We start from the raw sequence: 24,640 nt of genomic DNA, 5'->3' as shown, positions 1-24,640 counted from the left end.
GGGGTTTATTCGAGTATAGGCGAGCTACTTGCGCTTCCCGTACAGCTTGGCCTCGCCCTCGGGGCGGGTCTTGAAGCGCCGGTGCGCCCACAGGTACTGCTCGGGGCAGGCGCTGACCACCTGCTCGATCCACTGGTTGATGCGCAGGCAGTCGGCCTCCTCGCTGTCGCCGGGGAAGTCCGCCAGCGGCGGGTGGATGACCAGGCGGTAGCCGCTGCCGTCGGCCAGGCGCTGCTGGGTGAAGGGAATCACCCGCGCCTTGCCCAGGCGGGCGAACTTGCTGGTGGCGGTGACGGTGGCCGCGGGGATGCCGAACAGCGGCACGAAGATGCTCTGCTTGCGCCCGTAGTCCTGGTCCGGCGCGTACCAGATGGCGCGGCCGGCGCGCAGCACCTTGAGCATGGCGCGGATGTCCTCGCGCTCGATGGCGCTGGCGTCGGGGTTGTGCCGCTCGCGACCACGGCGCTGGATGAAGTCGAACAGCGGATTCTTGTGCTCGCGGTACATGCCGTCGATGGTGTGGTGCTGACCGAGCAGCGCGGCGCCTATCTCCAGGGTGGTGAAGTGCACGGCCATCAGGATCGCCCCCTGGCCTTCGGCCTGCGCCTGCTTGAGGTGCTCCAGCCCCTCGATGTGCGCCAGCGGCGCCAGGCGCGCCTTGGGCCACCACCAGCTCATGGCCATCTCGAAGAAGGCGATGCCGGTGGAGGCGAAGTTCTCCTTGAGCAGGCGTTCGCGCTCGGCGGCGCTCAGCTGCGGGAAGCACAGCTCCAGGTTGCGCGCGGCGATGCGCCGGCGCGAGCCGGCCGTGCGGTACATCAGCCAGCCCAGCGCGCGCCCGAACCGCAGCAGCAGCGCGTAGGGCAACTGCACCACCAGCCACAACAGGCCCAGGCCGAGCCACAGCGGCCAGAAGCGCGGATGAAGGAAATAGGCGCGAAAGCGTGGGCGATCCATGAAAGGTTTCCAAGCACGAGCAAAGCCGCGCATTCTAACGCAGTTTTCCCGCTGACTCGGAAGCCAGGGTGTCGGCGGCTTGCGGCTTGCAGCTCGAGTCGCTATAAGTCCGGGCAACTTTCCGACTCGCCACAAGGCCCATCGCCCTCCCATGAGCCAAGCCGATCTCCTCGCCCAAGACCCCGTGTTCCAGCTCAAGGGCAGCATGCTCGCCATCACCGTGATGGAGCTGGCGCACAACGACCTGGCCCGCCTCGACGCGCAACTGGCGGAAAAGGTCGCCCAGGCCCCGGCCTTCTTCAGCAACACCCCGCTGGTGCTGGCCCTGGACAAACTGCCGGACGGCGAAGGCGAACTGGACCTGGCCGAGCTGATGGCCGTCTGCCGCCGCCACGGCCTGCGCACCCTGGCCATCCGCGCCAGCCGCGAGGCCGATATCGCCGCCGCCGAGGCCATGGACCTGCCGGTGCTGCCGCCCTCCGGCGCGCGCGAACGACCGCTCGACCCGGCACCGAAGAAGGTCGAGAAGCCGGCCGAACCCGAACACAAGCCGAGCAAGATCATCACCAGCCCGGTGCGCGGCGGCCAACAGGTCTACGCCCAGGGCGGCGACCTGATCGTCCTGGCCCCGGTCAGCGCCGGGGCGGAACTTCTCGCCGACGGCAACATCCATGTTTACGCGCCCATGCGCGGCCGCGCCCTGGCCGGCGTCAAGGGCAACGGCAAGGCACGGATTTTCTGTCAGCAAATGGGCGCCGAAATGCTGTCGATCGCCGGTCATTACAAGGTCGCCGAAGACCTGCGCCGCGACCCGCTGTGGGGCGATGCGGTGCATGTCAGCCTGTCGGGTGACGTGTTGAACATCACCCGCCTTTAACGGATACTGCGGCCAATTTTCAGGGACACAAAAAGGCATCCGGAAGCCCAATAACAGCCTACGGATTCCCGCTTTTTTCTTCATTTCTTGGGGTGAATCACCTTGGCCAAAATCCTCGTAGTTACTTCCGGCAAGGGTGGTGTCGGTAAAACCACCACCAGCGCCGCCATCGGTACCGGCCTCGCCCTGCGCGGGCACAAGACCGTCATCGTCGACTTCGACGTCGGCCTGCGTAACCTCGACCTGATCATGGGCTGCGAACGCCGCGTGGTGTACGACTTCGTCAACGTGGTCAACGGCGAAGCCACCCTGACCCAGGCGCTGATCAAGGACAAGCGCATCGAGAACCTGTTCGTGCTGGCTGCCAGCCAGACCCGCGACAAGGACGCGCTGACCCAGGAAGGCGTGGAGAAGGTGATCGGCGAACTGTCGCAGAACTTCGACTACGTGGTCTGCGACTCGCCGGCCGGCATCGAGAAGGGCGCGCACCTGGCCATGTACTTCGCCGACGAGGCGATCGTCGTGACCAACCCGGAAGTCTCCTCGGTACGCGACTCCGACCGCATGCTCGGCCTGCTGGCGAGCAAGTCGCGCCGCGCCGAGAAGGGCGAGGAGCCGATCCGGGAACACCTGCTGCTGACCCGCTACAACCCCGAGCGCGTGACCAAGGGCGAGATGCTCGGCGTCGAGGACGTCGAGGAAATCCTCGCCATCCGTCTGCTCGGCGTGATTCCCGAGTCGCAGGCGGTGCTCAAGGCCTCCAACCAGGGCGTGCCGGTGATCCTCGACGAGCAGAGCGACGCCGGCCAGGCGTACAGCGACGCGGTCGAACGCCTGCTCGGCAAGGAAGTGCCGCATCGCTTCCTCGACGTGCAGAAGAAAGGACTCATGCAACGCTTATTCGGAGCTCGCTAAATGAATATTTTCGACTTCTTTCGCGAACGCAAAAAGGAAACCCCGGCGTCGATCGCGAAAGAGCGTCTGCAAATCATCGTCGCCCACGAACGCGGCCAGCGCAGCCAGCCGGACTACCTGCCGGCGCTACAGCAGGAACTGGTCGAAGTGATCCGCAAGTACGTCAATATCGACTCGGATCAGGTCCAGGTCGCCCTGGAGAACCAGGGCAGTTGCTCGATCCTGGAGCTGAATATCACCCTGCCGGATCGCTGATAGCTACCGGCCCGGTTCACGGCGGCTTCGGCCGCCGTGTTCGTTTATAGTCCCAGGCACCTGTAGGCACGAGCTCTGCTCGCGAACGCCGGTAGCCTGCAGACTTCGCGAGCAGAGCTCGCTCCTACAAGACCGCTGCGAACGCCCCATGCCCCTTAGCCAGATCGAAATACTCCACCAGGACGCCGCCCTGCTGGTGATCAACAAGCCCACCCTGCTGCTCTCGGTGCCCGGCCGCGCCGATGACAACAAGGACTGCCTGGTCACCCGCCTGCAGGACAACGGCTACCCCGAGGCGCGCATCGTCCATCGCCTGGACTGGGAAACCTCCGGCATCATCGTGCTGGCCCGCGACGCCGACAGCCACCGCGAGCTGTCGCGCCAGTTCCACGACCGCGAGACCGAGAAGGCCTACACCGCGCTGTGCTGGGGCCAGCTCGAGGGCGATAGCGGCAGCATCGACCTGCCGCTGCGCTACGACCCGCCGAGCAAGCCTCGCCACGTGGTCGACCATGAGCTGGGCAAGCACGCCCTGACCCACTGGCGCGTGCTCGAGCGCTGCGGCGACTGGTGCCGGGTCGAGCTCACCCCCATCACCGGCCGCTCGCACCAGCTGCGCGTGCATATGCTGTCCATCGGCCATCCGCTGCTGGGCGACCGCCTCTATGCCCACGAACAGGCCCTGGCCGCCCATCAGCGCCTGTGCCTGCATGCCAGCATGCTGAGCCTGACCCACCCGAAGAGCGGCGCGCGGATGCGCTTCGAGTGTCCGGCGCCGTTCTGATCCCCCGCCCGGTAAGCGCAGCCTAGCCTACTCCTTGCCCAACCCATGCTGGCGCAGCTTGTTGGCGATGGTGGTGTGCGACACGCCGAGGCGCTTGCCCAACTGGCGGCTGCTCGGATGATCGTGGTACAGCCGCTCCAGCACCGCCTTCTCGAAGCGCCCGAGGATGTCGTCGAGGCTGCCTTCCACCGAGAACTCGCCCAGGGGCTGCGGCGCGCCGTAGTCCGGCAGGCGGATGTGCTCGGCCTTGACCGTGCCACCGTCGCACAGCGATACCGCCTGGAACAGCACGTTCTCCAGCTGACGCACGTTGCCCGGCCAATGGTAGTGAGCCAGCTTGTCCAGCACCGCCGGCGCCAGCTTGGGCAGCGCGCAGCCGATCTGCCGGCTGGCCTGGTCGAGGAAGTGCTCCACCAGCGGCGTCAGGCCATCGAGGCATTCGCGCAGCGGCGGGATATGCAGGCTGAGCACGTTGAGGCGGTGATAGAGGTCCTGGCGAAACTCGCCGCGGGCGCACAGCTCGGACAGGTCGACCTGGGTGGCGCAGATCACCCGCACGTCCAGATAGACCTCTTCGTCGCTACCGACGCGGCGGAAGCAGCCGTCCTGCAGAAAGCGCAGCAGCTTGGCCTGCAGGCGCGGGCTCATCTCGCCGACGCCGTCGAGAAACAGCGTGCCGCCGGCGGTCAGCTCCAGCAGGCCGAGCTTGCCTTCCGGGCGCGCGCCCTCGAAGGCGCCGGGGCCGTAGCCGAACAGCTCGGTCTCGGCCATGGACTCCGGCAGCCCGGCGCAGTTGAGCGCCATAAAGGGCGACTGGCCGCGCGGGCTGGCCAGGTGGCAGGCACGGGCCAAGAGCTCCTTGCCGGTGCCGGTCTCGCCCTCGATCAGCAGCGGCGCGTCCAGCGGCGCCATGCGCCGCGCCTCCCTGACTACGGCAGCCATCACCCTGGAGCTCTGGAAGATGCTGTCGAAGCCGCGCAGCTCCTGCTTGCGCACGTGGTAGATGCGCTCGCCGACCCGGTCGGCGCGGTGCAGGGTCAGCACCGCGCCGGCCAGCGCCTCGCTGTCGTCGTGCTCGTTCTGCAGCGGGGCGATATCGGCGAGGAACACGTCGCCCTTGATCTTCACCCGCAGGCCGTTGATCCGCGCCTTGTTGGCGCGCACCAGCTCGGGCAGGTCGAAGTCCTCGGCGTAGCGTGACAACGCCATGCCCGGCACCTCGTCGACGCGCACGCCGAGCAGCTGCGCGGCGCTGCGGTTGGCCGCCACTATGCTGCCGGCCATGTCGATCGACAGCACCGGAAAATCCAGCGCGCCGAGCAGCGCATTGAGCTCCAGGTGGCGCCGTTCGCTGGGCATCAGGCCGACGCGCTTGACGCCGAACACCCCGGGGATGGCCTCGAATTTGGGCCGCAGCGACTGGAACTGCAGGTTGATCAGGTTCGGGCAGTGCAGGTAGATGGCGTTGCCCTGCTCGCCGCCGACCTCGCCACGGGCGACGTTGATGCCGTAGTCGACCAGCAGGTTGAGGATGTCGCGCAGGATGCCGACGCGGTTCTGGCAGTGGACTTTGATACGCATGGCAAGGCTCGTGTCTGTCTTGTTATGGGCCGCCGCCGGGGAAAATCGACGCGGGCGGCGTAATTTTCGTCAAGAATATGTGACAGCCTAGCGCAGCGACAAGGCGATAGTCGGCGATTTCGCCGACACCGTAATCCATTCTTTACGGGTTAGCCCGTTCCACTGCCGCCCCTCCCCCTGCCCGCCCCTGCCCCTGTCCACGCACTCGGGTTACTTCTTTGTCCAAGACAAGAACAACAGCCCCCGCAGGAGGCATCGATGAAAGGCACGCAGTACCTGGCCCGGGAACCGGACGACAGCGGTTTTATCCACTACCCCGACGCCGAGCACCAGGTGTGGAACACCCTGATCACCCGCCAGTTGAAGGTGATCGAAGGCCGCGCCTGCCAGGAATACCTGGACGGCATCGAACAGCTCGGCCTGCCGCTGGAGCGCATCCCCCAGCTCGGCGAGATCAACCGGGTGCTCGAGGCCAGCACCGGCTGGCGCGTGGCGCGGGTGCCGGCGCTGATCCCGTTCCAGACCTTCTTCGAGCTGCTGGCCAGCAAGCAGTTTCCGGTGGCCACCTTTATCCGCACCCCGGAAGAATTGGACTACCTGCAGGAGCCGGACATATTCCACGAGATCTTCGGCCACTGCCCGCTGCTGACCAACCCCTGGTTCGCCGAATTCACCCACACCTACGGCAAGCTCGGCCTGCAGGCGAGCAAGGAAGAGCGCGTGTACCTGGCGCGGCTGTACTGGCTGACCATCGAGTTCGGCCTGGTCGACACCCCGGCCGGCCGGCGCATCTACGGCGGCGGCATCCTCTCCTCGCCGAAGGAGACCCTCTACGCCCTGTCCGACGCGCCCGAGCACCAGGCCTTCGACCCGCTGGAGGCGATGCGCACGCCCTACCGCATCGACATCCTGCAGCCGCTGTATTTCGTCCTGCCCGAGCTCAAGCGCCTGTTCGAGCTGGCCCACCAGGACATCATGGCGCTGGTGCACCAGGCCATGCGGATGGGCCTGCACGCGCCGAAGTTTCCGCCCAAGGCGGCCTGACCGATACCATCCTGTAGGTTGGGTTGAGCCGGGGAAGCCCAACATTGCGTTAGCCGAGCAATGTCGAGCGGAGCGCTACGCGCTCCCTGTTGGGCTTCGCAAGCTCAACCCAACCTACGCTCACCCTGGAACTCTGGGGCGAGTAGCCCGGATGAAATCCGGGATCGCCCGTAGACATGACCCCGGTTTTCATCCGGGCTACAAAAAATCAGGAGAAAACCCATGAGCCTTGCCCAAGCCCAATGCGAAGCCTGCCGCGCCGATGCGCCGAAGGTGTCCGATGCAGAACTGGCCGAACTGATCCGCGAGATTCCGGACTGGAACATCGAGGTGCGCGGCGACCATATGGAGCTGGAGCGCGTGTACCTGTTCAAGAACTTCCGCCACGCCCTGGCCTTCACCAATGCGGTGGGGGCCATCGCCGAGGAAGTCGGTCATCACCCGGCCCTGCTCACCGAATGGGGCAAGGTCACCGTCACTTGGTGGAGCCACGAGATGCGCGGCCTGCACCGCAACGACTTCATCATGGCCGCGCGTACCGACCTGCTGGCCGCCGCAGCCGAGGGTTGCAAGTGAGCCATTTCGCCAGCGTCGCCCGGGTGCCGGGCGACCCGATCCTGAGCCTGATGGAGGCCTATCGCCTGGACCGCCACCCGGCCAAACTGGACCTGGGCGTCGGCGTGTACAAGGACGCCCAGGGCCTGACGCCGATTCCGCGTGCGGTCAAGCTGGCCGAGCAGCGCCTGCTCGACAGCGAGCTGACCAAGACCTACGTCGGCGGCCATGGCGATGCGGCCTTCGGCGAGCGCCTCAGCCGGCTGGTGCTGGGCACGGACTCGCCGCTGCTGGCCGGCCAGCGCGCCGGCGCCACGCAGACGCCCGGCGGCACCGGCGCCCTGCGCCTGGCCGGCGATTTCATCCGCCACTGCCTGCCGGGACGCGGCATCTGGCTGAGCGACCCGACCTGGCCGATCCACGAAACCCTGTTCGCCGAGGCCGGGCTCAAGGTCGGCCACTACCCCTACGTCGGCGCCGACAACCGCCTGGACGTGGAGGCGATGATCGCGGCGCTGGCCCAGCTGCCCAAGGGCGACGTGGTGCTGCTGCACGCCTGCTGCCACAACCCCACCGGCTTCGACCTCGGCCCGCGCGACTTCAAGCGCGTGCTGGAGGTGGTCAAGGCGCGCGAGCTGCTGCCGCTGATCGACTTCGCCTACCAGGGCTTCGGCGACGGCCTGGAGCAGGATGCCTGGGCGGTGCGCCTGTTCGCCGCCGAGCTGCCGGAGCTGCTGATCACCAGCTCCTGCTCGAAGAACTTCGGCCTGTACCGCGAACGCACCGGCGCGCTGATCGTCTGCGCTGGCGATGCCGGCAAGCTCGTCGATATCCGCAGCCAGCTGGCCTCGATCGCCCGCAACCTGTGGTCGACACCGCCGGCCCACGGCGCCGCGGTGGTCGCCGAGATTCTCGGCGACGCCGAGCTCCGGAGCCTGTGGCAGGACGAACTGGAGAGCATGCGCCTGCGCGTCGCCAGCCTGCGCCGCGGTCTGGTCGAGGCGCTGGCGCCGCACGGGTTGAGCGAGCGCTTCGCGCATATCGCCGAGCAGCGCGGCATGTTCTCCTACACCGGCCTGACGCCCGTGCAGGTGCAGCGCCTGCGCGAGGAATTCAGCGTGTATATGGTCGGCAGCGGCCGCGCCAACGTCGCCGGGCTGGATGCCGGCCGCCTGGAGCAGTTGGCCAGCGCCATCGCGCGGGTCTGCGCTTAGAGCCTGTTCAGTCCGCCTTGCGCCGCGCCTCGGCCAGGCGCGCGGCCAGGGCGTCCAGTTCGGGCACGGCAGCGTCGGGCAGCTGGCGCAGCACCGCCTGGGTCAGTTTCAGCTGGCGAATGAAACGCCGGCAGCGCACGCACATGGCCAGGTGCGCGCGCACCGCCAGGCGCTGGCGCAGGCTCAGCTGGCCGTCGAGAAAATCGCTGGACTGGGCCACCAGTTCCTTGCAGTTCAGCATTGCCCGGTCTCCTCGAAATGCTCCAGGGTGGCGAAGACTTTCAGGCGCGCGCGATGCAGCAGCACGCGGACATTGGAGAGCGAGATGTCGAGAAGATTACAGATCGCCTCCAGCTCCAGGCCCTGACGCTCGCGCAGCACCAGCACGCTGGCCTGCAGTTCGGACAGGCTGGCCAGGGTCTTGTCCAGGCACTCGCGCAGTTCGCGCTCGGTCAGCAGGGCCTCCGGGCTGTCCTGGTGCCAGGCATGCGGCGCCAGCAGCCAGTGACCGTCATCGGAGAAACGCTCCTCGCCGACGCTGCCGTGCGGGCCCGGCAGGTCGTCGAGCAGCACCTCGCGACGATTGTGCTTGAGGCGGGTCTTGGCGGTGTTGGCGGTGATGGTCAGCAGCCAGGTCTTCAGGCTGGCACGGCCCTGGAAGCCTTCCAGGCTGCGCACCACGGCGAGCCAGGCGTCCTGCACCACCTCGTCGGCATGGCGACTGCCGACTATGGCGTAGGCCACCGCACGCATCGCCCCCTGGTAGGTGGCGACCAGCTCGCGGTAGGCCTGCTGCTCGCCGGCCAGTAGACGCTCCAGCAGATCGCCGTCCGTCATGGCTCTCCCCGAGGGTGCGCCGCGCGCACCGCAGCCGCGTTGGCAGGATCAGCGCTTGCGCAGGATCACGCTGCCGATGGAATAACCGGCGCCGAACGAGCTGAGCACGCCGAGGCTGCCGCTGGCCAGGTCGTCCTGATGCTTGTGCAGGGCGATCACCGAACCGGCCGAGCTGGTGTTGGCGTAGGTGTCGAGGATCACCGGCGCCTCGTGGGGCTCGGCGTCGCGGCCGAGCAGCTTGCGCGCGATCAGCAGGTTCATGTTGAGGTTGGCCTGGTGCAGCCAGAAGCGCTTGACGTCGCCGACGTTGAGCTGGTTTTCCGCCAGGTGCGCGGCGATCAGCTCGGCGACCATCGGGCAGACGTCCTTGAACACCTTGCGGCCTTCCTGGACGAACAGCTTGTCGCGGGCACCCACGCCCTCTTCCGCGGCGCGGTTGAGGAAGCCGAAGTTGTTGCGGATGTTGTTGGAAAACTGGGTCAGCAGCTTGGTGCCGAGGATGTCCCACTGATACGGGGAGGTGGCCAGGTCGGCCCGCTCGATGATCACCGCGGTGGCGGCGTCGCCGAAGATGAAGTGGCTGTCGCGGTCGCGGAAGTTCAGGTGGCCGGTGCAGATTTCCGGGTTGACCATCAGGATGGCCCGCGCCTGGCCGGTCTGCACAGCGTTGGTGGCGGCCTGGATGCCGAAGGTGGCCGAGCTGCAGGCGACGTTCATGTCGTAGCCCCAGCCGTCGATGCCGAGCGCGGCCTGCACTTCGATGGCTACCGCCGGGTAGGCGCGCTGCAGGTTGGAGCAGGCGACTATCACCCCGTCGATGTCGGCGACGGTCTTGCCGGCGCGCTCCAGCGCCTGCTTGGCCGCGGCCACGGACATCTCGCAGAGGATGCCCCAGTCCTCGTTGGAGCGCTCGGGGATGCGCGGCACCATGCGTTGCGGGTCGAGGATGCCGGCCTTGTCGATGACGAAACGGCTCTTGATCCCGGAGGCCTTCTCGATAAAGGCACTGCTCGACTCGGTCAGCGCCTCGACCTCGCCGCGGGCGATGGCCTCGGCGTTGTCGGCATTGAATTGCTGCACGTAGGCATTGAAGGATGCCACCAGTTCGTCGTTGGAAATGCTGTTGGCCGGGGTGTACAGGCCGGTACCACTGATCACGACGTTATGCACGGTCATTCCTCTTCTTCTTCGCCGCGCCGAGCGGCCTGCAGGCAGTAGGCCCATGGCTGGGGCCTGGGCTAAACGGGTAGCGGGCGAGGCGGAGATGGCGGCCCCGGCCCAATGCGCCGAGTTTGCCACAGGCCAATGGCGTTCGTCCGCAGCCCGGACGACTGTCCATCCGGCCACGACGTGACCGGAATCGACAAAAGCGTCTAGAGTGAGGTTTTCCCCCTGTTTCCTATGGAAATTGCATGAACCTGTCGCTACTCAGCCGCTACGCCTTTTTCGCCTTCTGTGTGCTGTTCACCCTGGCCAGCCTGCCCTTTCTCCAGCACGAATGGCTGTGGCCCTTCACCCTGCTGGCCGCCGCACTCAGCCTGATCGGCATCGGCGACCTGCTGCAGACGCGCCAGGCGGTGCGGCGCAACTACCCGATCCTGGGCAATATCCGCTATCTGGTCGAGGGCATCCGCCCGGAGATCCGCCAATACCTGCTCGAAGGCGACAGCGAGCAGCTGCCGTTTTCCCGCGCGCAGCGCTCGCTGGTCTACGCGCGGGCCAAGAACCAGGGCGCCGACAAGCCCTTCGGCACTTTGAGCGACGTGTACCAGAACGGCTTCGAGTTCATCAGCCACTCCATGCGCCCGGCGCCGCTGAGCGACCCCTGCAGCTTTCGCGTGCCGATCGGCGGGCCGCAGTGCCGCCAGCCGTACAGCGCCTCGCTGTTCAACGTCTCGGCGATGAGCTTCGGCTCGCTCAGCGCCAATGCCATCCGCGCGCTGAACCAGGGCGCCAGGCTCGGCAACTTCTACCATGACACCGGCGAAGGCAGCATCAGCCCCTACCACCGCGAGCACGGCGGCGACCTGGTGTGGGAGCTCGGTAGCGGCTACTTCGGCTGCCGCACCGACGACGGCCAGTTCGACCCCGAACGCTTCGCCGCCCAAGCCTGCGATCCGCAGGTGAAGATGATCGAGATCAAGCTCAGCCAGGGCGCCAAGCCCGGCCACGGCGGCATCCTGCCCAAGCACAAGGTCACCGCGGAAATCGCCAGCACCCGCGGCGTGCCCATGGGCCAGGACTGCATCTCGCCGTCGCGCCACAGCGCCTTTGCCACCCCCATCGAGCTGCTGCAGTTCATCGCCAGGCTGCGCGAACTCTCCGGCGGCAAACCGGTGGGCTTCAAGTTCTGCCTGGGCCATCCCTGGGAGTTCATGGCCATCGCCAAGGCCATGCTGGAGACCGGCATCCTGCCCGACTTCATCGTGGTCGACGGCAAGGAAGGCGGCACCGGCGCGGCGCCGTTGGAGTTCACCGATCACCTCGGCGTGCCGCTGCGCGAGGGCCTGCTGTTCGTCCACAACACCCTGGTCGGCTGCAAGCTGCGCGACCAGATCAAGCTCGGCGCCAGCGGCAAGATCGTCAGCGCCTTCGACATCGCCCGGGTGCTGGCCATCGGCGCCGACTGGGCCAACTCGGCGCGCGGCTTCATGTTCGCCATCGGCTGCATCCAGAGCCAGAGCTGCCACACCAACAAGTGCCCGACCGGCGTGGCCACCCAGGACCCGCTGCGCCAGCGCGCCCTGGTGGTCGAGGACAAGGCCCAGCGGGTACACAACTTCCACCGCAACACGCTCAAGGCGCTGGCCGAGATGCTCGCCGCCGCCGGCCTCGAGCACCCCGCGCAGATCGACGCCAAGCACCTGGTGCAGCGCATGTCCGCCACCGAGATCAAGCTGTTTTCCCAGCAGCACGTGTTCCTCGCCCCCGGCGAGCTGCTCGGCGGGCAGATCGGCGGCGAGTTCTACGAACGCATGTGGCGGATGGCGCGGGCCGACAGCTTCGAGCCGGCGCCGGCCTGAGGCTCAGGCCGGCTGCAAGCGATAACCTTCGGCGCTGGTGACCACCTCGACATCGACGACCACCGGCGCCGCGCCGCTGACATGGAATTCGCTGCACAGCTGGCCCAGGGTGCCGGCCAGCTGCTCCAGGCGCTGGCTGTCGTGCGCCACCTCCTGGGCATCGCGCGCGGTGTCGTCGGCGATGCTGCGCACCTGCTGGATCAGCCGCCCCACCTCGCTGGTCGCCGCCAGTTGCTCGCGGGTCGACACGCCGATGGACTGGATGGCCTCGATCGAGCGGTGCACGTTGCCCAGCAGGTCGACGGTCTGCTCGGTGTAGCCGACGCAGCGCGCCACCCCGGCGTGGCTGGCCTGCATCGCTGCCACCGCCCGTGCGCTGCCTTGCTGCAGGCTGGCGATCAGCTCGCGAATCTCGCCGGTGGCCTGCTGGGTACGCCGCGCCAGCTGGCGCACCTCGTCGGCGACCACGGCGAAACCGCGGCCCTGTTCACCGGCGCGCGCCGCCTCGATGGCGGCATTGAGCGCCAACAGGTTGGTCTGCTCCGCCACCGCGCCGATCACCTCGAGCACCCGGCCGATCTGCTGGCTGCTGTCGGCCAGGGCCTGCACCACCTCGGCGGCGCCCTGCAGGTCGCGCTCTAGTTCGAGAATGCCGGTCTGCGTGGCGCCGATCGCCTGCGCCCCGGCGCTGGCGTCGCGGTCGGCCTGCTGCGCGGTGTGCGCGGCCTGCTCGGCATCCGCCGAGACCTGCACCACGGCCTGGGTCAGCTGTTCGATGGCGCCGCCCATCTGCGCGGTGGCCCCCAGCAGGGCCTCGGCGCACTGGTTCAGCTCGGCGGTGGAGCGGCTCAGGTGACGGCTGGTGTCGTGCAACTCGCCGCCGGCGGCGACCACCCGGCTGACCAGTTGATCGAGCAAACCGAGAAAGCGGTTGAAGCGCTGCGCCAGGCGATTGCCGGCGCCGCTGCGGTAGGCCAGGTCGACCGGCTCGCCCTCGCGCAGCAGGTGTGCCGAGGTGCGCTGCAGGTCCTCGCTGGCCGCCGCCTCGCGCGCACCGTGCACGGCCAGTACCAGCAGCACCAGGGTTTCCGCCACCACGTAGGCGGCGTGGATGAAGATCACCGGCCAGCCGCCGTCGCCGCGTACCACCCAGACCCCGGCGCCGCCCTGCTGCAGGGCGAAGAACGCCACGTGATGCACGGCGATGACCGCGGCCGCGCAGAGAATCGGCAGCCAGTCGCGGTAATAGAGCAGAAAGGCCAGCAGCACGAAGACGCTGAAGTGCATCTCCAGCATGCCGTGGCTCTGCTGGATATGTAGCGCGGCCAGCACCATGAAGGCCACGCCCATCAGGCAGCGGTAGACGCGGCTGCCGCCGATCAGCCGGTACAGCAGGCTCAGGCTCGAGGCCGTGCCGCCGCCGATCACCAGCGCGGCGGCCCAGGTGTCGTGCCAGAAGGCCAGGCCGAAGGCATACAGGGTGATGAGCCAGAGCACCCCGAGCATCAGGCGGTCGGCTTGCAGATGGAATTGGCTGAACATGAGAAGCCTCCCTGGCAGGCACGCGAATGGGGCGATTTGTTCTTATTGGCGACTGAAATCTAGCACGCTTGTGCAATAAAGCGACGACAGACACGAGCAAAGTGCCATTACACCCGACCTTCACGCCCCGCCGCCCTCCCTTTACCCGCTACGCGCGCTGGGCCAGACTCGCAGCACCTTCCCGCCGCCCTGGATCGCATCATGGCCCTGCATACCTGGTTGCTGTTTCTCGTCGCCGTGATCGGCCTGTCGCTGACGCCCGGCCCCAACGGCCTGCTGGCGCTGACCCACGGCGCGCTCTACGGTCACCGCAAGGCCAGCTGGACGGTGTTCGGCGGCGTGCTCGGCTTCGCCCTGCTGATGGCCCTGTCGATGTTCGGCCTGGCCGCCCTGCTCAAGGCCTCGGCCGATGCCCTGCTGGTGCTCAAGTGGATCGGCGGCGCCTACCTGATCTGGCTCGGCATCCAGCTCTGGCGGGCGCCGGCGCTGCACCTGACGGTCGCCGGCCAGGGCGCGCAGAAACCCGCCGCCGCGCTGTTTCGCCAGGGCCTGCTGGCGGCGCTGTCCAACCCCAAGGTGATCCTGTTCTTCGGCGCCTTCCTGCCGCAGTTCCTCGACCCGGCGCGCAGCCTGTGGCAGCAGTTCGCGGTGATGGCGCTGACCTTCGCCCTGGTCGAAGGCCTGGTGGAATACCTGCTGGCGCGCATGGCGCAGCGCATCCGTCCCTGGCTGGAGCGCAGCGGCCGCGGCTTCAATCGCGGCTGCGGCGGCCTGTTCGCGCTGATGGGCGCCGCCCTGCCGCTGAGCCGCTGAGGGGCCGCTACTTGCCCGATTTCAGCCGACTGAAGGCGCGTGTCAGGGCGCGGTTGAACTCGCGGCCGTTGTCGTTCTTGCTGTACAGCGTGGCGCGCAGCTCGGCCGGCGGGTAGGTGCCAGGGTCGGCGAGCAGCGCCGGATCGACGAAGGCGTCGGCCGCCGGCACCGCGTTGGCGTAGTAGATGCTGTTGCTGATGGCGCCGATCACCTCGGGGCTCATCAGATGGTCCATCAGCGCCAGGCCGGCCTCGGGGTGCGGCGCGTCCGCCGGGATGACCATGGCGTCGAACCAGATCAGCGCGCCCTCGCGGGGGATACGGTAGCTCAGTCGGTAGTCCTTGCCGGCCTGCTCGGCCTGCGCCGCGGCGATGGCGACGTTGCCGTTCCAGGCCATCGCTAGGCAGGTGTTGCCGTTGGCCAGGTCGCTGATATTGCGGTCGTTGTCGAAGTAGCGGATATGCGGCCTGACCTTGGCCAGGTGGGCCTCGGCGGCCTTGAGGTCGTCGAGGTTCTGCCGGTTGATATCCAGCCCCAGGTAGCGGAAGGCGGCGGCGAACACCTCGTTGGGGTCGTTGAGCAAGCTCACCCCGCAGTCGGCGAAGCGCGCCACCACGGCCGGGTCCATCAGCATCGCCCAGCTGCCGGTCGGCGCGTCGCTCATGCGCGCGGCGATGGCCTCCTGCTGGTAGCCGAAGCCGGTGGTGCCCCAGACGTACAGCCCGGCGTAACGGTTGCCCGGATCGAAGGTGGCCATGTGCGCGGTGAACTCCGCATCCAGCCCGGCGAAGTGCGGCAGGCGCGACTTGTCCAGCTCCTGCAGCGCGCCGCTGGCGATGGCCCGGCTCAGGTGCTGGCCGGCGGTCAGCACCAGGTCGTAGCCGCTGCCGCCGGTGAGCAGCTTGGTTTCCACGGTTTCCAGCGAATCGAAGTGGTCGACCACCACGCGGATGCCGGTCTTGGCCTCGAAGGACGCCAGGGTGTCCGGCGCCAGGTACTCGTTCCAGATATACAGATTGACCTGCTTGGCGGGCTCCGCCGCCTGCGCGGCGGCGGACAAGCCGAGGGCTATGCAGAGTGCGGACAGACGCATGGCTACACCTCCTGGCGCTGGGGCGCGGCGTATTGCGGCATGGTGATGCAGGCGACGTTGCCGCCGCCGAGGAGGATCTCCCGCGAGTTCTCGATGCCGAGGATGCGGTGCCTGGGGAACAGCTCGGCCAGGGTGGCCTGGGCGATGCGGTCGTTGGCATCGCCGAACAGCGGCAGGACGATGGCCGAGTTGCCGGCGTAGTAGTTGATGTAGGAGGCGCAGATCTGCGTGCCGGCCTGGCGGGTGTGGGTGGCGTCGTCCTGGTCCAGGCCCTCGGCCTCGGCCGCCGTCCACTCCAGTACGCGCGGCTGGGGCAGCTTGTGCACCTCAAGCGTGCGGCCACGGGCGTCGCGGGTGCTGCGCAGGATGTCGTAGGCCTCCTGGTAGATTTCCCACTGCGGGTCGCGGCGGTCGTCGGTCCACTGCATCACCACCACGCCGGGGCGGACGAAGCAGGCCAGGTCGTCGATATGGCCGTCGGTTTCATCGAACTTGCAGCCGCGCGGCAGCCAGATCACCTGCTCGGCGCCCAGGTAGTTCTGCAGGCGCCGGGTCATCTCGTCCTTGCCCAGGTGGGCGTTGCGGTTGCGGTTGAGCAGGCACTGCTCGGTGGTCAGCAGGGTGCGCTGACCATCGCTCTGGATGCCGCCCATCTCGGCGATAAAGGGCGCGCGGTAGCGCTCGAAACCCTCGATCTCGAGGATCTTCTGGGCGATCTGGTCGTCCTTGTCCCAGGGGTAGTAGAGGCCGCCGTCGAGGCCGCCGTAGGCGTTGAACTCGAAGTCCACGCCGCGCACCTCGCCGGACTCGTCGTTGACCAGGAAGGCCGGGCCGCTGTCGCGGAACCAGGTGTCGTTGCAGGTCATCTCGACCACCCGCACCTGGGCCGGCAGCTGGCGGCGGGCGTTGGCGTACTGCGCCGCCGAGGCGCACACGGTGACCGGCTCGCTGCTGGCGATGGCGCTGACGATCTCGACCCAGACCTTCTGCGCCGGCTTGCCGCCGTTGCGCCACACGTCCGGGCGCTCCGGCCAGCCGAGCCAGCAGCGGGCCTTGGGTTCGAATTCACCGGGCAGGCGGAAGCCGTCGGCCTTGGGCAGGGAGGTCAGGGTACGGGCCATGGTGCGGGTCTCTCATTGGCTGGAAGTGACCCGACAGTACCCGCGGCAGAGCGGCCGCGACCAATGACCATTATCGCGGGATAGCTGAATTCAATTCACAGGTCGACCAGCTGATCGGTGAACCATTCGATGAAGCTGGCCACCGCCGGCTTGTCCAGGCGCAGACGCTCGCAGACCAGTGCGTACTGCCCCAGCGAGGCCACCTGGGCGGCGAACGGGCGCACCAGGCGGCCGCTGGCCAGGTCCTCGGCACTGGTCAGGTTGTCGCCGATGGCCACGCCCTGGCCGCGCGCGGCGGCCTCCATGGTCAGCCCGGCATGGCCCAGGTAGAGATGGCGCGCCGGCTGGATATCGCCGGCGTGTGTGGTCAGCCAGGCGGTCCAGGTCTTGCCGTCCTGGTCGTCGTGCAGCAGGCAGTGGCGGGCCAGGTCGCGCGGATGCTTGAGCGGCAGCTGGTTGAACAGGCCGGGGCTGCACACCGGGAAGAACTGCAGGGTCGGCAGCGGCCGCACGAAATAGGCGCTGGCGTCCTCGGGGCCGGTGCCGTAGGTGATCGCCAGGTCGATCTCGGCACCGGGCAAGGGCGCCTCCAGTGGCTGCTCGTGCAGGTGCAGGGTGATCTGCGGGTGGCGTTCGGCGAAATCGGCCAGGCGCCCGACCAGCCACTTCTGCGCCAGCTCCACGGTCACCGCGATGCGCAGCTGCGCCTGCGAGCCGGGGTCGCGCAGCTCGTCGCAGGCCTCACCGATCAGCTCGAAGGCCTGCTGCAGGCTGTGCAACAGACGCCGCGCCTGCGGCGTCGGCCGCACCTGACGGCCCTCGCGCTGGAACAGCGCGGTACCGAGCTGCTCTTCCAGCTGGCGAATCTGGTGGCTGACCGCGCTGTCGGTGACGCACAGCTCGGCGGCGGCGCGACCGAAATGAGCGTGCCGCGCGGCGGCCTCGAAGGTGCGCAGGGCGGTGAGTGAAGGCAGGCGGCGCATGGCGATCCCGGTTCCGGCAAAAGCGGCATCCTGGCTCAGGCGCGCACAGCCGACAAGCCATGCGCAGCGGAGCCGCGGCGATGCCCGGGGGGCACCCTACCCACGCAGCGGCCAGGATGACGACATGCACACGCCCGCGCAAACGCCGTCAGGGCGCATCCGGGCGGATATCGAAGCCGCCCTTGTTCTGGCTGACGATACGGAAAGCATGGCTTTCGCCGGCCTTGACCGGCACCGCCAACTCGCGCAGCAGGCGGCCCATGCTGCACAGGGTGTCGTCCTGCTTGTCCAAAGTGATGCCCACCACGCGGGTGCCGGGCCGTACCTGGAAGGTCGCCACCTCGCCGACGCCGATGCGCGCGGCGACCTGGCGATCCACTTCGATGGCCACGTAGCAGCCACCGCCCAGCATGCCGAAGTCGCGATTGACGACGATCTGCGCGCTGCCCGCGCGGGCCTCCTGAAAGGCCAGCAGACGCTCGGCCGGCACCGGGCGGACATGTTCCGGGTCGCCGCGAAAGGACGAGCAGCCGGCCAGCAGCAACAACGGCAGAACGATAGGCAGCGAACGCATGAGGCCCTCCATGGGCGCGGTGGATGCCGTCTGAGTATTGGTGTGGGAAAGCCATCGGGCAAGCCATCGATCACGGCGATGCACCCCGGCCAGGCCCCGCAGGCTGTCGCGGGGCCGCCTAGGCCGCGCGCATCACCGGCACCGGTAGCGCGATAGACGCGAACTATCGCCCGCAAACGAGCGCGCAGCCGGCACAGGCCGAGGCAAATTGGTAAACTCGCGCCATCGTTGCCCGGAGTCCCTATGCGCGAAGAACTGAACCAAGGCCTGATCGACTTTCTCAACGCCTCGCCTACCCCCTTTCATGCCACCACCAGCCTGGCCATGCGCCTGGAGGCGGTCGGTTATCGTCACCTCGACGAGCGCGCGCCCTGGCACACCGAGGCCGGCGGCCGCTACTACGTGACCCGCAACGACTCCTCGCTGATCGCCTTCAAGCTCGGCAAGCGCCCGGCCGTCGACGGCGGCATTCGCCTGGTCGGTGCGCATACCGACAGCCCCTGCCTGCGGGTCAAGCCCAACCCCGAGCTGCAGCGCCAGGGCTTCTTCCAGCTCGGCGTGGAAGTCTACGGCGGCGCCCTGCTCGCCCCCTGGTTCGACCGCGACCTGTCGCTGGCCGGCCGCGTGACCTACCGCCGCGACGGCAAGGTCGAGAGCCAGCTGATCGACTTCTACCAGCCCATCGCCGTGATCCCCAGCCTGGCCATCCACCTCAACCGCGAGGCCAACCAGGGCTGGGCGATCAACCCGCAGAACGAGCTGCCGCCGATCCTCGCCCAACTGGCCAGCAGCGAGACCGCCGACTTCCGCGCCCTGCTCAGCGAACAGCTGGCCATGGAGCACGACTTCAATGCCGATGCGGTGCTGGACTACGAGCTGAGTTTCTACGACACCCAGAGCGCCGCCATCGTCGGCCTCAATCAGGATTTCATCGCCGGCGCGCGCCTGGACAACCTGCTGTCCTGCTACGCCGGCCTGCAGGCGCTGATCGACTCCAGCGACGAGGAAACCTGCGTGCTGGTCTGCACCGACCACGAAGAGGTCGGCTCCTGCTCGGCCTGCGGCGCCGACGGCCCCTTCCTCGAACAGGTGCTGCGCCGCGTGCTGCCGGAGGGCGACGCCTTCGTGCGGACCATCCAGCGTTCGCTGCTGGTGTCGGCCGACAACGCCCACGGCGTGCATCCCAACTACGCCGACAAGCATGACGGCAACCACGGGCCCAAGCTCAACGCCGGCCCGGTGATCAAGATCAACAGCAACCAGCGCTACGCCACCAACAGCGAGACCGCCGGCTTCTTCCGCCACCTGTGCCTGGAGAACGAGGTGCCGGTGCAGAGCTTCGTGGTGCGCAGCGACATGGCCTGCGGCTCCACCATCGGCCCGCTCACCGCCAGCCAGCTGGGCGTACGCACCGTCGATATCGGCCTGCCCACCTTCGCCATGCACTCGATCCGCGAACTGGCCGGCAGCCACGACCTGGAGCACCTGGTGAAAGTGCTGAGTGCGTTTTACTCCAGCCCCGAATTGCCCTGAGAGCGAGCCCCGCGATGATCGAACATATCCGCAACAGCCTGCAGGAAGCCCAGCGCGCGCTGGAGGCCTTCCTCGCCAACCAGCAGACCCTGGGCAATATCCAGCAGGCCGCCGAGCTGCTGATCGAAAGCTTCGAGGCCAAGGGCAAGGCGTTTTCCTGCGGCAACGGCGGCTCGATGTGCGACGCCATGCACTTCGCCGAGGAACTGACCGGGCGCTACCGCAATAACCGCCCCGGCATCGCCGCGGTGTCGATCAGCGACCCCAGCCATATCAGCTGCGTGGCCAACGACTTCGGCTACGACCACATCTTCTCGCGCTATATCGAGTCCCATGGCCGCGCCGGCGACGTGCTGATCGCCATCAGCACCAGCGGCAAGAGCCCCAACGTGGTCAAGGCCGCCGAAGCGGCCAAGGCCCTGGGGGTGAAGGTGGTGGCCCTGACCGGCAAGCCCGGCTCGCTGCTGGAGAGCCTGGCGGACGTGTGCATCTGCGCGCCCGGCGGCGACTACGCCGACCGCGTGCAGGAGCTGCATATCAAGGTGCTGCACATCCTCATCGAGCTGATCGAGCGCAAGCTCAGCCCGCAGAACTACGCCTGAACCCGCTCGCTAGCGGTCGATCACCTGCCCACGCATCGGCGCCAGGCGCGCCAGCAGGCGGTTCTGCGCCGGCGTCGGCACCCCCTCGGCGTCCATCGCGTCCTGCAGGTGCTCGACCAGGGCGTTGAAATCGCTGGGGGTCAGGCGCAGGCCCTTGTGGCTCTCCTCCATGCTGTCGCCGGTGTAGACGCAGGGGCCGCCGCTCTCGAAGCACAGCTGCTCGATGAGTTTGTCGCGCAGGCGCTCGATGTCGATATCGAGAAAGTGCCGGGCGATGCGCGGATCGCGCGCGCTGCCCAGCAGCATGCCCTCGACTATCCGCACGATACCCGGCTCCGCACCCAGGGCGCGGTACAGGCCGTCGTCGCGCGGCGCCTGCTGGGCGCAGGCCGCCAGCAGCAGCGGCAGGCAGAGCATGGCCAGGCGCATGTTCAGAAACTCCCCTGCACGGACAGGTAGACGCCGTCCTGGTGGTCCAGCGTGGCGATCTCGCCGAGCCGCGCGTAGGCCAGCACCAGGGCCAGGTGCTTGTTCGGAAAGTAGCCGACGAACAGATCGGCCCAGTCGCTCTCGCCGGCGAAACTCAGGTTGTCGGGCTTTTCCCGGTACTCGATGCCCACCGCCCAGTGCCGATCCAGCAGCACCGCCACCGAGCCCTCCTTGAGCCAGGAATGGCGGTCGCGGCGGTCGCCGCCGAAGCCCAGCAGGCCCAGTTCGTTGGCCCGGCTGTAGCGCAGGTTGGCGTTGAGCAGCAGGTTGTAGCCGAAGGCGCCGCCGAGAATCAGCCGGCTGGCCGCCAGGTAGCCTTCGCTGTCCTCGCGACGCTGCGCGCCGACCAGGCTGGGCACCCGGAAGTCGCGCTGGCGCTTGTGCTGCAGGCCGAGGGCAATCTGCGGCAGGCGGTCGTAGATCAGGTCGCCGGCCAGGCGCAGCTTGAGGCCGAGCACGTCCTGGCTGAGGCTGTTGTCCGGCAAGTGCAGGTCGCGCGCCAGGGTGCCGAGGTCGAAGCGCTGGCGCGCGTAGGACAGCTCGATGCGGTTGCCGTAGGCCGCCGCCACACCGGCCACGTCGAGGCGGTAGTCGCCGGTCTCGACGCGGGTGGCGAACACGTCCGCGCCCCATTCGCCGCGCTCGCCGTAACCGGCCAGCACCGCCCAGGGCATGATCCCGCCGCCGGCGGTTCCCTCCAGGCTGGTGGCGCCGCCGGTGGCCAGCAGGCGACCTTCGCCGGCGGCGGCCAGCTCGGCGCACAGGCACAGACCCGACAGACAGGCGAGTCGCATGTTTCAGTGCACCTTGGCCAGGGGGGAACGGTAGGGTTGCGCCAGCCAGGCCTCGAAGGCCGCGGCGGCCAGCGGCCGGCTGATCAGGTAGCCCTGCGCGGTGTCGCAGTGCCAGCGCTGCAACAGGCTCAGACTGGGCGCCAGTTCGACACCCTCGGCCACCACCTTGAGGCCCAGGCTGTGGCTCATTTCGATGGTGGAGCGGACGATCACCGAGTCCTCGCTGTGGTCGTCCAGCTCGCGCACGAAACTCTGGTCGATCTTCAGCTCCTGCACCGGCATGCGCTTGAGCTGCGCCAGCGAGGAGTAGCCGGTGCCGAAATCGTCCACCGACAGGCCGATGCCACAGCCGCGCAGGCCGTGCAGCACCTGCAGCGCGCGCTCGGGGTCGAGCATCACGCCGCTCTCGGTGATCTCGAAGATCAGCTGCTCCGGCGCCACCCGGTAGTGCGCCAGCAGCGCGCCGACCCGCGCCGGCAGGTCGGCGTCGAGCAGGTCCTCGGTGGAGATGTTCAGCGACAGCTGCACCCAGACGCCGCGCCCGTCCCATTCCTGCAGCTGGCGCATGACCTCCTCGATGACCCAGGCGGTGAGCAGCTGGATGCTGCCGGTGCGCTCGGCCAGCGGGATGAATTCGCCGGGCGAGACCATGCCCAGCTGCGGGTGCTGCCAGCGCAGCAGCGCCTCGGCCTGGCGCACGAGGCCCTCGCGGATGTCCAGCTTGGGCTGGTAGTGCAGCAGCAGCTGGCCCTGCGCGGCGGCGTGGCGCAGGTCGCGGATCAGGCGGATCTGCCGCTGCTGGGCGGCGTCGCGGCCCTGCTGGTAGAGCTGCAGGCGACCGGGGTGCTGGGCGGCGTCCTGCATGGCGATGCGCGCACGGCGCAGCAGGTCGTCCGGCGTGTCACCGTCGGCCGGGTAGGCGGCGATGCCGATACGGCAGTCCAGGGCGACGTCCAGAGTGCCAATGCGCAGCGGCTTGAGCAGCAGCTGGTGCAGGCGGTCGGCGCTGGCCACCGCGCTGTCGCCGTCGCACTGTTCCAGCAGCAGGAGGAACTCGTCGCCCAGCAGGCGCGCCAGGCTGTCGCCGGGGCGCAGGGTCGCTTGCAGACGCCGGGCCAGCTGCTGCAGGGCCAGGTCGCCGCCGCCCTGGCCGCAGCTCTCGTTGATCGCGGCGAAGTTGCCCACGCCCAGGTACAGCAACGCGGTGGATCGCCCGGCGGTGATCGCGCTGCCCAGCCGCTCCAGCGCCAGGGTGCGGTTGGGCAGGCCGGTCAGCGCGTCGTGCAGGGCGTTGTGCGCCAACTGCCGCTCGCGTTCGGCGATGCCGCACTGCATGTCGTTGACCGCCAGCGCCAGCAGGCCCAGCTCGTCGCTGCGGGCCAGGGCCACCGGTTGCTGGTAGTCGCCGCGGCCAATGCGCTGGGCGGCAGCGGCCAGCTCGCGCACCGGCCGCGACACGCTGCGCGCCAGCAGCAGCGCGCCGACCAGCGAGGCGAGCATGGCCCCCAGGCTGATCAGCAGGATGCGTCGATCCAGCGGCGCGAACGCCGCCTCGGCCTCGCCGAGGGATTTGTGCAGCAGCGCCTCTACCCGGTAACCGGGGCCGCTGGCCAGTTGCAGGTGCTGGCCGAAGTAGTGCTCGGTGCCGTCGTCGAGGCGTTGCGGCATCGCGCCGGCCGCCTCCATCTGCGCCTCTAGCAGGGCCTGGGCGCTGCCCGGCAGGGTGCTGATCCAGGTCGGCGCAGCGCCGTCGCGACTGGCCACCAGACTCAGTTCCAGGTGGGTCAGCTCACGCAGTTGCAGGGCGAATTCGCGGTCCACGGCAAAGCCCATCAGCACCCGGGCGATCGGCAGCGGCGCGCTCACCGTGGCATCCACCAGCAGGTAGATCTGCCTGCCGATGGGCAGCAGGAACAGCCGCGGGCCGTCGCGCCGCGGCAACTGCAACTGGCCGTCGAGACGGGCCAGCGCCTCGGCATCGATGCCCGGGTCGGTGCTCACCTGCAGGCTGCCATCCAGGCCCAGGAGGAACACGGCGCCGGCGTTGATCCGCGCGCCCTGGTTGGCCAGCGCCGAACGGATGGTCGGCGCATCGCCGCTGGCCACCGCATCCTTGAAACCGAAATCGGCCGCCAGCACCTGGGCGGCCTGCTGCAGCTGGTCGCTGCGCAGCGCCAGCAGTTGCTCGAAGACCCGGCTGCCGACGTTCAGCTGTTCCTGCGCCTGGGCGCGCAGCGCCGCATCGGTGGCCGCCTTCACCGCGACATAGAGGGCGCCGATCACCACCAGCAGGAGCAGGACGAGAACGCCGGCGATACGCGCCTGGAAGCTACTGCGCAGCATCTTCGGCGGCTTTCCTGAAGGCCTCGCCGAACGCGCTCGGCGCCGGCGGCGCGGGTGGCTCGGCGGAGCCGCTGCTGGCCAGGACGAAGCGCTGGCTCGGCGCCTGGGCGTCGAACTGCAGCTCGCCGGCGGCCTGTGGCAGCAGCTGCGGGTTGCCCGGGTGCCACAGGGTCACGGCGTAGCGCCCGGCGGGCAGCTCGGCGATGGCGGCGCGGCCGTGCTCGTCACTGACGGCGAACCAGGGGTCGTCGGTGACGTAGATATAGCCGAGCATCCAGTCGTGGATATTGCAGCCGAGCACCACCAGCCCGGGCTTGTCGAACAGCACCGGCTCGCTCGGCGTGCCCTGGTACAGGCGCAGCTCGAAACGCTTGGCCGGCGAGAAGGAATAGACCTGGTGGCGGATGTCGTCGCTGTTGGGGAAGGACACCGAGGTACCGGTGCGCACCGCCAGCACATGGGGCAGGAACTGCTTGTTGCGCTGATCCATGCGCGCCGGCGACGGCAGCTGGGGCGCGTCCAGCGGGCCGCGCAGGCTGATCACCGCATCGGCCAGCGGCTGGCCGGCGGCGTCCACCAGCTCGGCCTGCAGCGCCGCGGCATGCGCCGAGCCGTGCAGGACCAGAACGGCGAACAGAACGAGGGGGAGCAGGCGGGAATTGCAACCAGTCATGCGCGTACCTTGGCCCGAGCCGAAGGCCGGACGTTCAC

General features: G+C 68.4%; 25 protein-coding genes. 11 read left to right on the top strand and 14 right to left on the bottom strand.

All coding sequences use genetic code 11. From position 1 onward, the window contains the following. Nucleotides 1-24: 24 nt before the first annotated feature. Entirely contained in the window at nucleotides 25-957 is a 933-nt protein-coding gene (locus tag ACIGFL_RS04600; protein ID WP_397496287.1) for a lipid A biosynthesis lauroyl acyltransferase, read from the bottom strand. A gap of 151 nt (nucleotides 958-1,108) precedes the next feature. Between ACIGFL_RS04600 and minC the strand changes: the two genes are divergently transcribed. The 4 genes from minC (at nucleotide 1,109) to ACIGFL_RS04580 (ending at nucleotide 3,788) form a co-directional block, all read left to right on the top strand. Beyond that, the gene (gene minC, locus ACIGFL_RS04595; RefSeq protein ID WP_397496286.1) at nucleotides 1,109-1,834 is read left to right on the top strand and encodes a septum site-determining protein MinC; all 726 of its coding nucleotides are present in this window, start codon (nucleotides 1,109-1,111) and stop codon (nucleotides 1,832-1,834) included. A gap of 102 nt (nucleotides 1,835-1,936) precedes the next feature. After that, complete coding sequence (gene minD, locus ACIGFL_RS04590) at nucleotides 1,937-2,749, top strand: septum site-determining protein MinD (protein WP_021443220.1); 813 nt, start codon at nucleotides 1,937-1,939, stop codon at nucleotides 2,747-2,749. Then, nucleotides 2,750-3,004 (top strand): cell division topological specificity factor MinE, encoded by a 255-nt coding sequence (gene minE, locus ACIGFL_RS04585; protein WP_021443221.1) that lies wholly within the window; start codon nucleotides 2,750-2,752, stop codon nucleotides 3,002-3,004. 148 nt (nucleotides 3,005-3,152) lie between these two features. Beyond that, nucleotides 3,153-3,788, top strand: a complete 636-nt coding sequence (locus ACIGFL_RS04580) for an RluA family pseudouridine synthase (RefSeq protein ID WP_397496285.1) — start codon at nucleotides 3,153-3,155, stop codon at nucleotides 3,786-3,788. 27 nt (nucleotides 3,789-3,815) lie between these two features. Here the strand turns inward: ACIGFL_RS04580 and ACIGFL_RS04575 are convergent, their stop codons facing one another. After that, a complete protein-coding gene (locus tag ACIGFL_RS04575; protein WP_397496284.1) occupies nucleotides 3,816-5,369 on the bottom strand; it encodes a sigma-54-dependent transcriptional regulator in 1,554 nt (517 codons plus the stop codon). A gap of 258 nt (nucleotides 5,370-5,627) precedes the next feature. Between ACIGFL_RS04575 and phhA the strand changes: the two genes are divergently transcribed. The 3 genes from phhA (at nucleotide 5,628) to ACIGFL_RS04560 (ending at nucleotide 8,182) form a co-directional block, all read left to right on the top strand. Continuing rightward, nucleotides 5,628-6,413, top strand: coding sequence for a phenylalanine 4-monooxygenase (phhA, locus tag ACIGFL_RS04570; protein WP_397496283.1), 786 nt, complete (start codon nucleotides 5,628-5,630; stop codon nucleotides 6,411-6,413). A gap of 222 nt (nucleotides 6,414-6,635) precedes the next feature. Beyond that, nucleotides 6,636-6,989: a 4a-hydroxytetrahydrobiopterin dehydratase gene (locus ACIGFL_RS04565; protein ID WP_397496282.1), complete on the top strand. Its 354-nt coding sequence runs from the start codon at nucleotides 6,636-6,638 to the stop codon at nucleotides 6,987-6,989. Continuing rightward, nucleotides 6,986-8,182, top strand: coding sequence for an amino acid aminotransferase (locus ACIGFL_RS04560; protein WP_397496281.1), 1,197 nt, complete (start codon nucleotides 6,986-6,988; stop codon nucleotides 8,180-8,182). Before ACIGFL_RS04565 ends, ACIGFL_RS04560 begins: the two co-directional genes overlap by 4 nt. A 7-nt stretch (nucleotides 8,183-8,189) precedes the next feature. Here the strand turns inward: ACIGFL_RS04560 and ACIGFL_RS04555 are convergent, their stop codons facing one another. From ACIGFL_RS04555 to ACIGFL_RS04545, 3 genes are read right to left on the bottom strand one after another with little or no spacing between them, the layout of a single operon-like run. Beyond that, nucleotides 8,190-8,423: an anti-sigma factor gene (locus ACIGFL_RS04555; protein ID WP_021443648.1), complete on the bottom strand. Its 234-nt coding sequence runs from the start codon at nucleotides 8,421-8,423 to the stop codon at nucleotides 8,190-8,192. Further along, nucleotides 8,417-9,019: an RNA polymerase sigma factor gene (locus ACIGFL_RS04550; protein ID WP_021443647.1), complete on the bottom strand. Its 603-nt coding sequence runs from the start codon at nucleotides 9,017-9,019 to the stop codon at nucleotides 8,417-8,419. The genes ACIGFL_RS04555 and ACIGFL_RS04550 overlap by 7 nt, the downstream gene beginning before the upstream one ends. 48 nt (nucleotides 9,020-9,067) lie before the next feature. Beyond that, a complete protein-coding gene (locus ACIGFL_RS04545; protein ID WP_031303016.1) occupies nucleotides 9,068-10,189 on the bottom strand; it encodes a beta-ketoacyl-ACP synthase III in 1,122 nt (373 codons plus the stop codon). Between the two features lie 242 nt (nucleotides 10,190-10,431). On the opposite strand from ACIGFL_RS04545, the gene ACIGFL_RS04540 reads away from it, so the two are divergent. Next, nucleotides 10,432-12,042 carry an FMN-binding glutamate synthase family protein gene (locus ACIGFL_RS04540; RefSeq protein WP_397496280.1) on the top strand — a complete coding sequence of 537 codons (1,611 nt, stop codon included), beginning with the start codon at nucleotides 10,432-10,434 and terminating at the stop codon, nucleotides 12,040-12,042. Nucleotides 12,043-12,045: 3 nt separating this feature from the next. Here ACIGFL_RS04540 and ACIGFL_RS04535 read toward each other — a convergent pair whose 3' ends face one another. Continuing rightward, the gene (locus ACIGFL_RS04535) at nucleotides 12,046-13,584 is read right to left on the bottom strand and encodes a methyl-accepting chemotaxis protein (RefSeq protein WP_397496279.1); all 1,539 of its coding nucleotides are present in this window, start codon (nucleotides 13,582-13,584) and stop codon (nucleotides 12,046-12,048) included. A gap of 201 nt (nucleotides 13,585-13,785) precedes the next feature. Between ACIGFL_RS04535 and ACIGFL_RS04530 the strand changes: the two genes are divergently transcribed. Next, nucleotides 13,786-14,397: a LysE family translocator gene (locus ACIGFL_RS04530; protein ID WP_021442106.1), complete on the top strand. Its 612-nt coding sequence runs from the start codon at nucleotides 13,786-13,788 to the stop codon at nucleotides 14,395-14,397. Between the two features lie 7 nt (nucleotides 14,398-14,404). On the opposite strand, the gene ACIGFL_RS04525 is transcribed toward ACIGFL_RS04530, so the two are convergent. The 4 genes from ACIGFL_RS04525 to ACIGFL_RS04510 form a co-directional block, all read right to left on the bottom strand. Beyond that, complete coding sequence (locus ACIGFL_RS04525; protein ID WP_397496278.1) at nucleotides 14,405-15,490, bottom strand: extracellular solute-binding protein; 1,086 nt, start codon at nucleotides 15,488-15,490, stop codon at nucleotides 14,405-14,407. A 2-nt stretch (nucleotides 15,491-15,492) separates the two neighbouring features. After that, on the bottom strand, nucleotides 15,493-16,611 hold the full coding sequence (aguA, locus tag ACIGFL_RS04520; RefSeq protein WP_397496277.1) for an agmatine deiminase: 1,119 nt from the start codon (nucleotides 16,609-16,611) through the stop codon (nucleotides 15,493-15,495). Between the two features lie 95 nt (nucleotides 16,612-16,706). Further along, nucleotides 16,707-17,594, bottom strand: coding sequence for a LysR substrate-binding domain-containing protein (locus tag ACIGFL_RS04515; protein ID WP_122107586.1), 888 nt, complete (start codon nucleotides 17,592-17,594; stop codon nucleotides 16,707-16,709). A gap of 148 nt (nucleotides 17,595-17,742) precedes the next feature. Further along, nucleotides 17,743-18,168, bottom strand: a complete 426-nt coding sequence (locus tag ACIGFL_RS04510) for a 3-isopropylmalate dehydratase (protein ID WP_397496276.1) — start codon at nucleotides 18,166-18,168, stop codon at nucleotides 17,743-17,745. Nucleotides 18,169-18,411: 243 nt separating this feature from the next. Between ACIGFL_RS04510 and ACIGFL_RS04505 the strand changes: the two genes are divergently transcribed. Further along, nucleotides 18,412-19,701 carry a M18 family aminopeptidase gene (locus tag ACIGFL_RS04505; RefSeq protein ID WP_397496275.1) on the top strand — a complete coding sequence of 430 codons (1,290 nt, stop codon included), beginning with the start codon at nucleotides 18,412-18,414 and terminating at the stop codon, nucleotides 19,699-19,701. 14 nt (nucleotides 19,702-19,715) lie between these two features. Further along, nucleotides 19,716-20,303, top strand: coding sequence for a D-sedoheptulose 7-phosphate isomerase (gene lpcA, locus ACIGFL_RS04500; RefSeq protein WP_021442099.1), 588 nt, complete (start codon nucleotides 19,716-19,718; stop codon nucleotides 20,301-20,303). Between the two features lie 9 nt (nucleotides 20,304-20,312). Here the strand turns inward: lpcA and ACIGFL_RS04495 are convergent, their stop codons facing one another. The 4 genes from ACIGFL_RS04495 to ACIGFL_RS04480 are packed head-to-tail and all read right to left on the bottom strand — an operon-like array spanning nucleotide 20,313 to nucleotide 24,602. Beyond that, nucleotides 20,313-20,732: a group 1 truncated hemoglobin gene (locus ACIGFL_RS04495; protein WP_021442098.1), complete on the bottom strand. Its 420-nt coding sequence runs from the start codon at nucleotides 20,730-20,732 to the stop codon at nucleotides 20,313-20,315. A gap of 2 nt (nucleotides 20,733-20,734) precedes the next feature. Continuing rightward, nucleotides 20,735-21,586, bottom strand: a complete 852-nt coding sequence (locus tag ACIGFL_RS04490; protein ID WP_122107591.1) for a DUF3034 family protein — start codon at nucleotides 21,584-21,586, stop codon at nucleotides 20,735-20,737. Between the two features lie 3 nt (nucleotides 21,587-21,589). Continuing rightward, nucleotides 21,590-23,929 (bottom strand): putative bifunctional diguanylate cyclase/phosphodiesterase, encoded by a 2,340-nt coding sequence (locus ACIGFL_RS04485; RefSeq protein WP_397496274.1) that lies wholly within the window; start codon nucleotides 23,927-23,929, stop codon nucleotides 21,590-21,592. Further along, nucleotides 23,916-24,602 carry a methylamine utilization protein gene (locus tag ACIGFL_RS04480; protein WP_397496273.1) on the bottom strand — a complete coding sequence of 229 codons (687 nt, stop codon included), beginning with the start codon at nucleotides 24,600-24,602 and terminating at the stop codon, nucleotides 23,916-23,918. The genes ACIGFL_RS04485 and ACIGFL_RS04480 overlap by 14 nt, the downstream gene beginning before the upstream one ends. Nucleotides 24,603-24,640 lie beyond the last annotated feature (38 nt).

This window comes from Pseudomonas sp. NPDC077649 (assembly GCF_044542855.1).
GTDB lineage: Bacteria > Pseudomonadota > Gammaproteobacteria > Pseudomonadales > Pseudomonadaceae > Aquipseudomonas.
The sequence above is the reverse complement of the archived record's forward strand: the minus strand, read 5'-3'. Positions and strand labels throughout refer to the sequence as shown.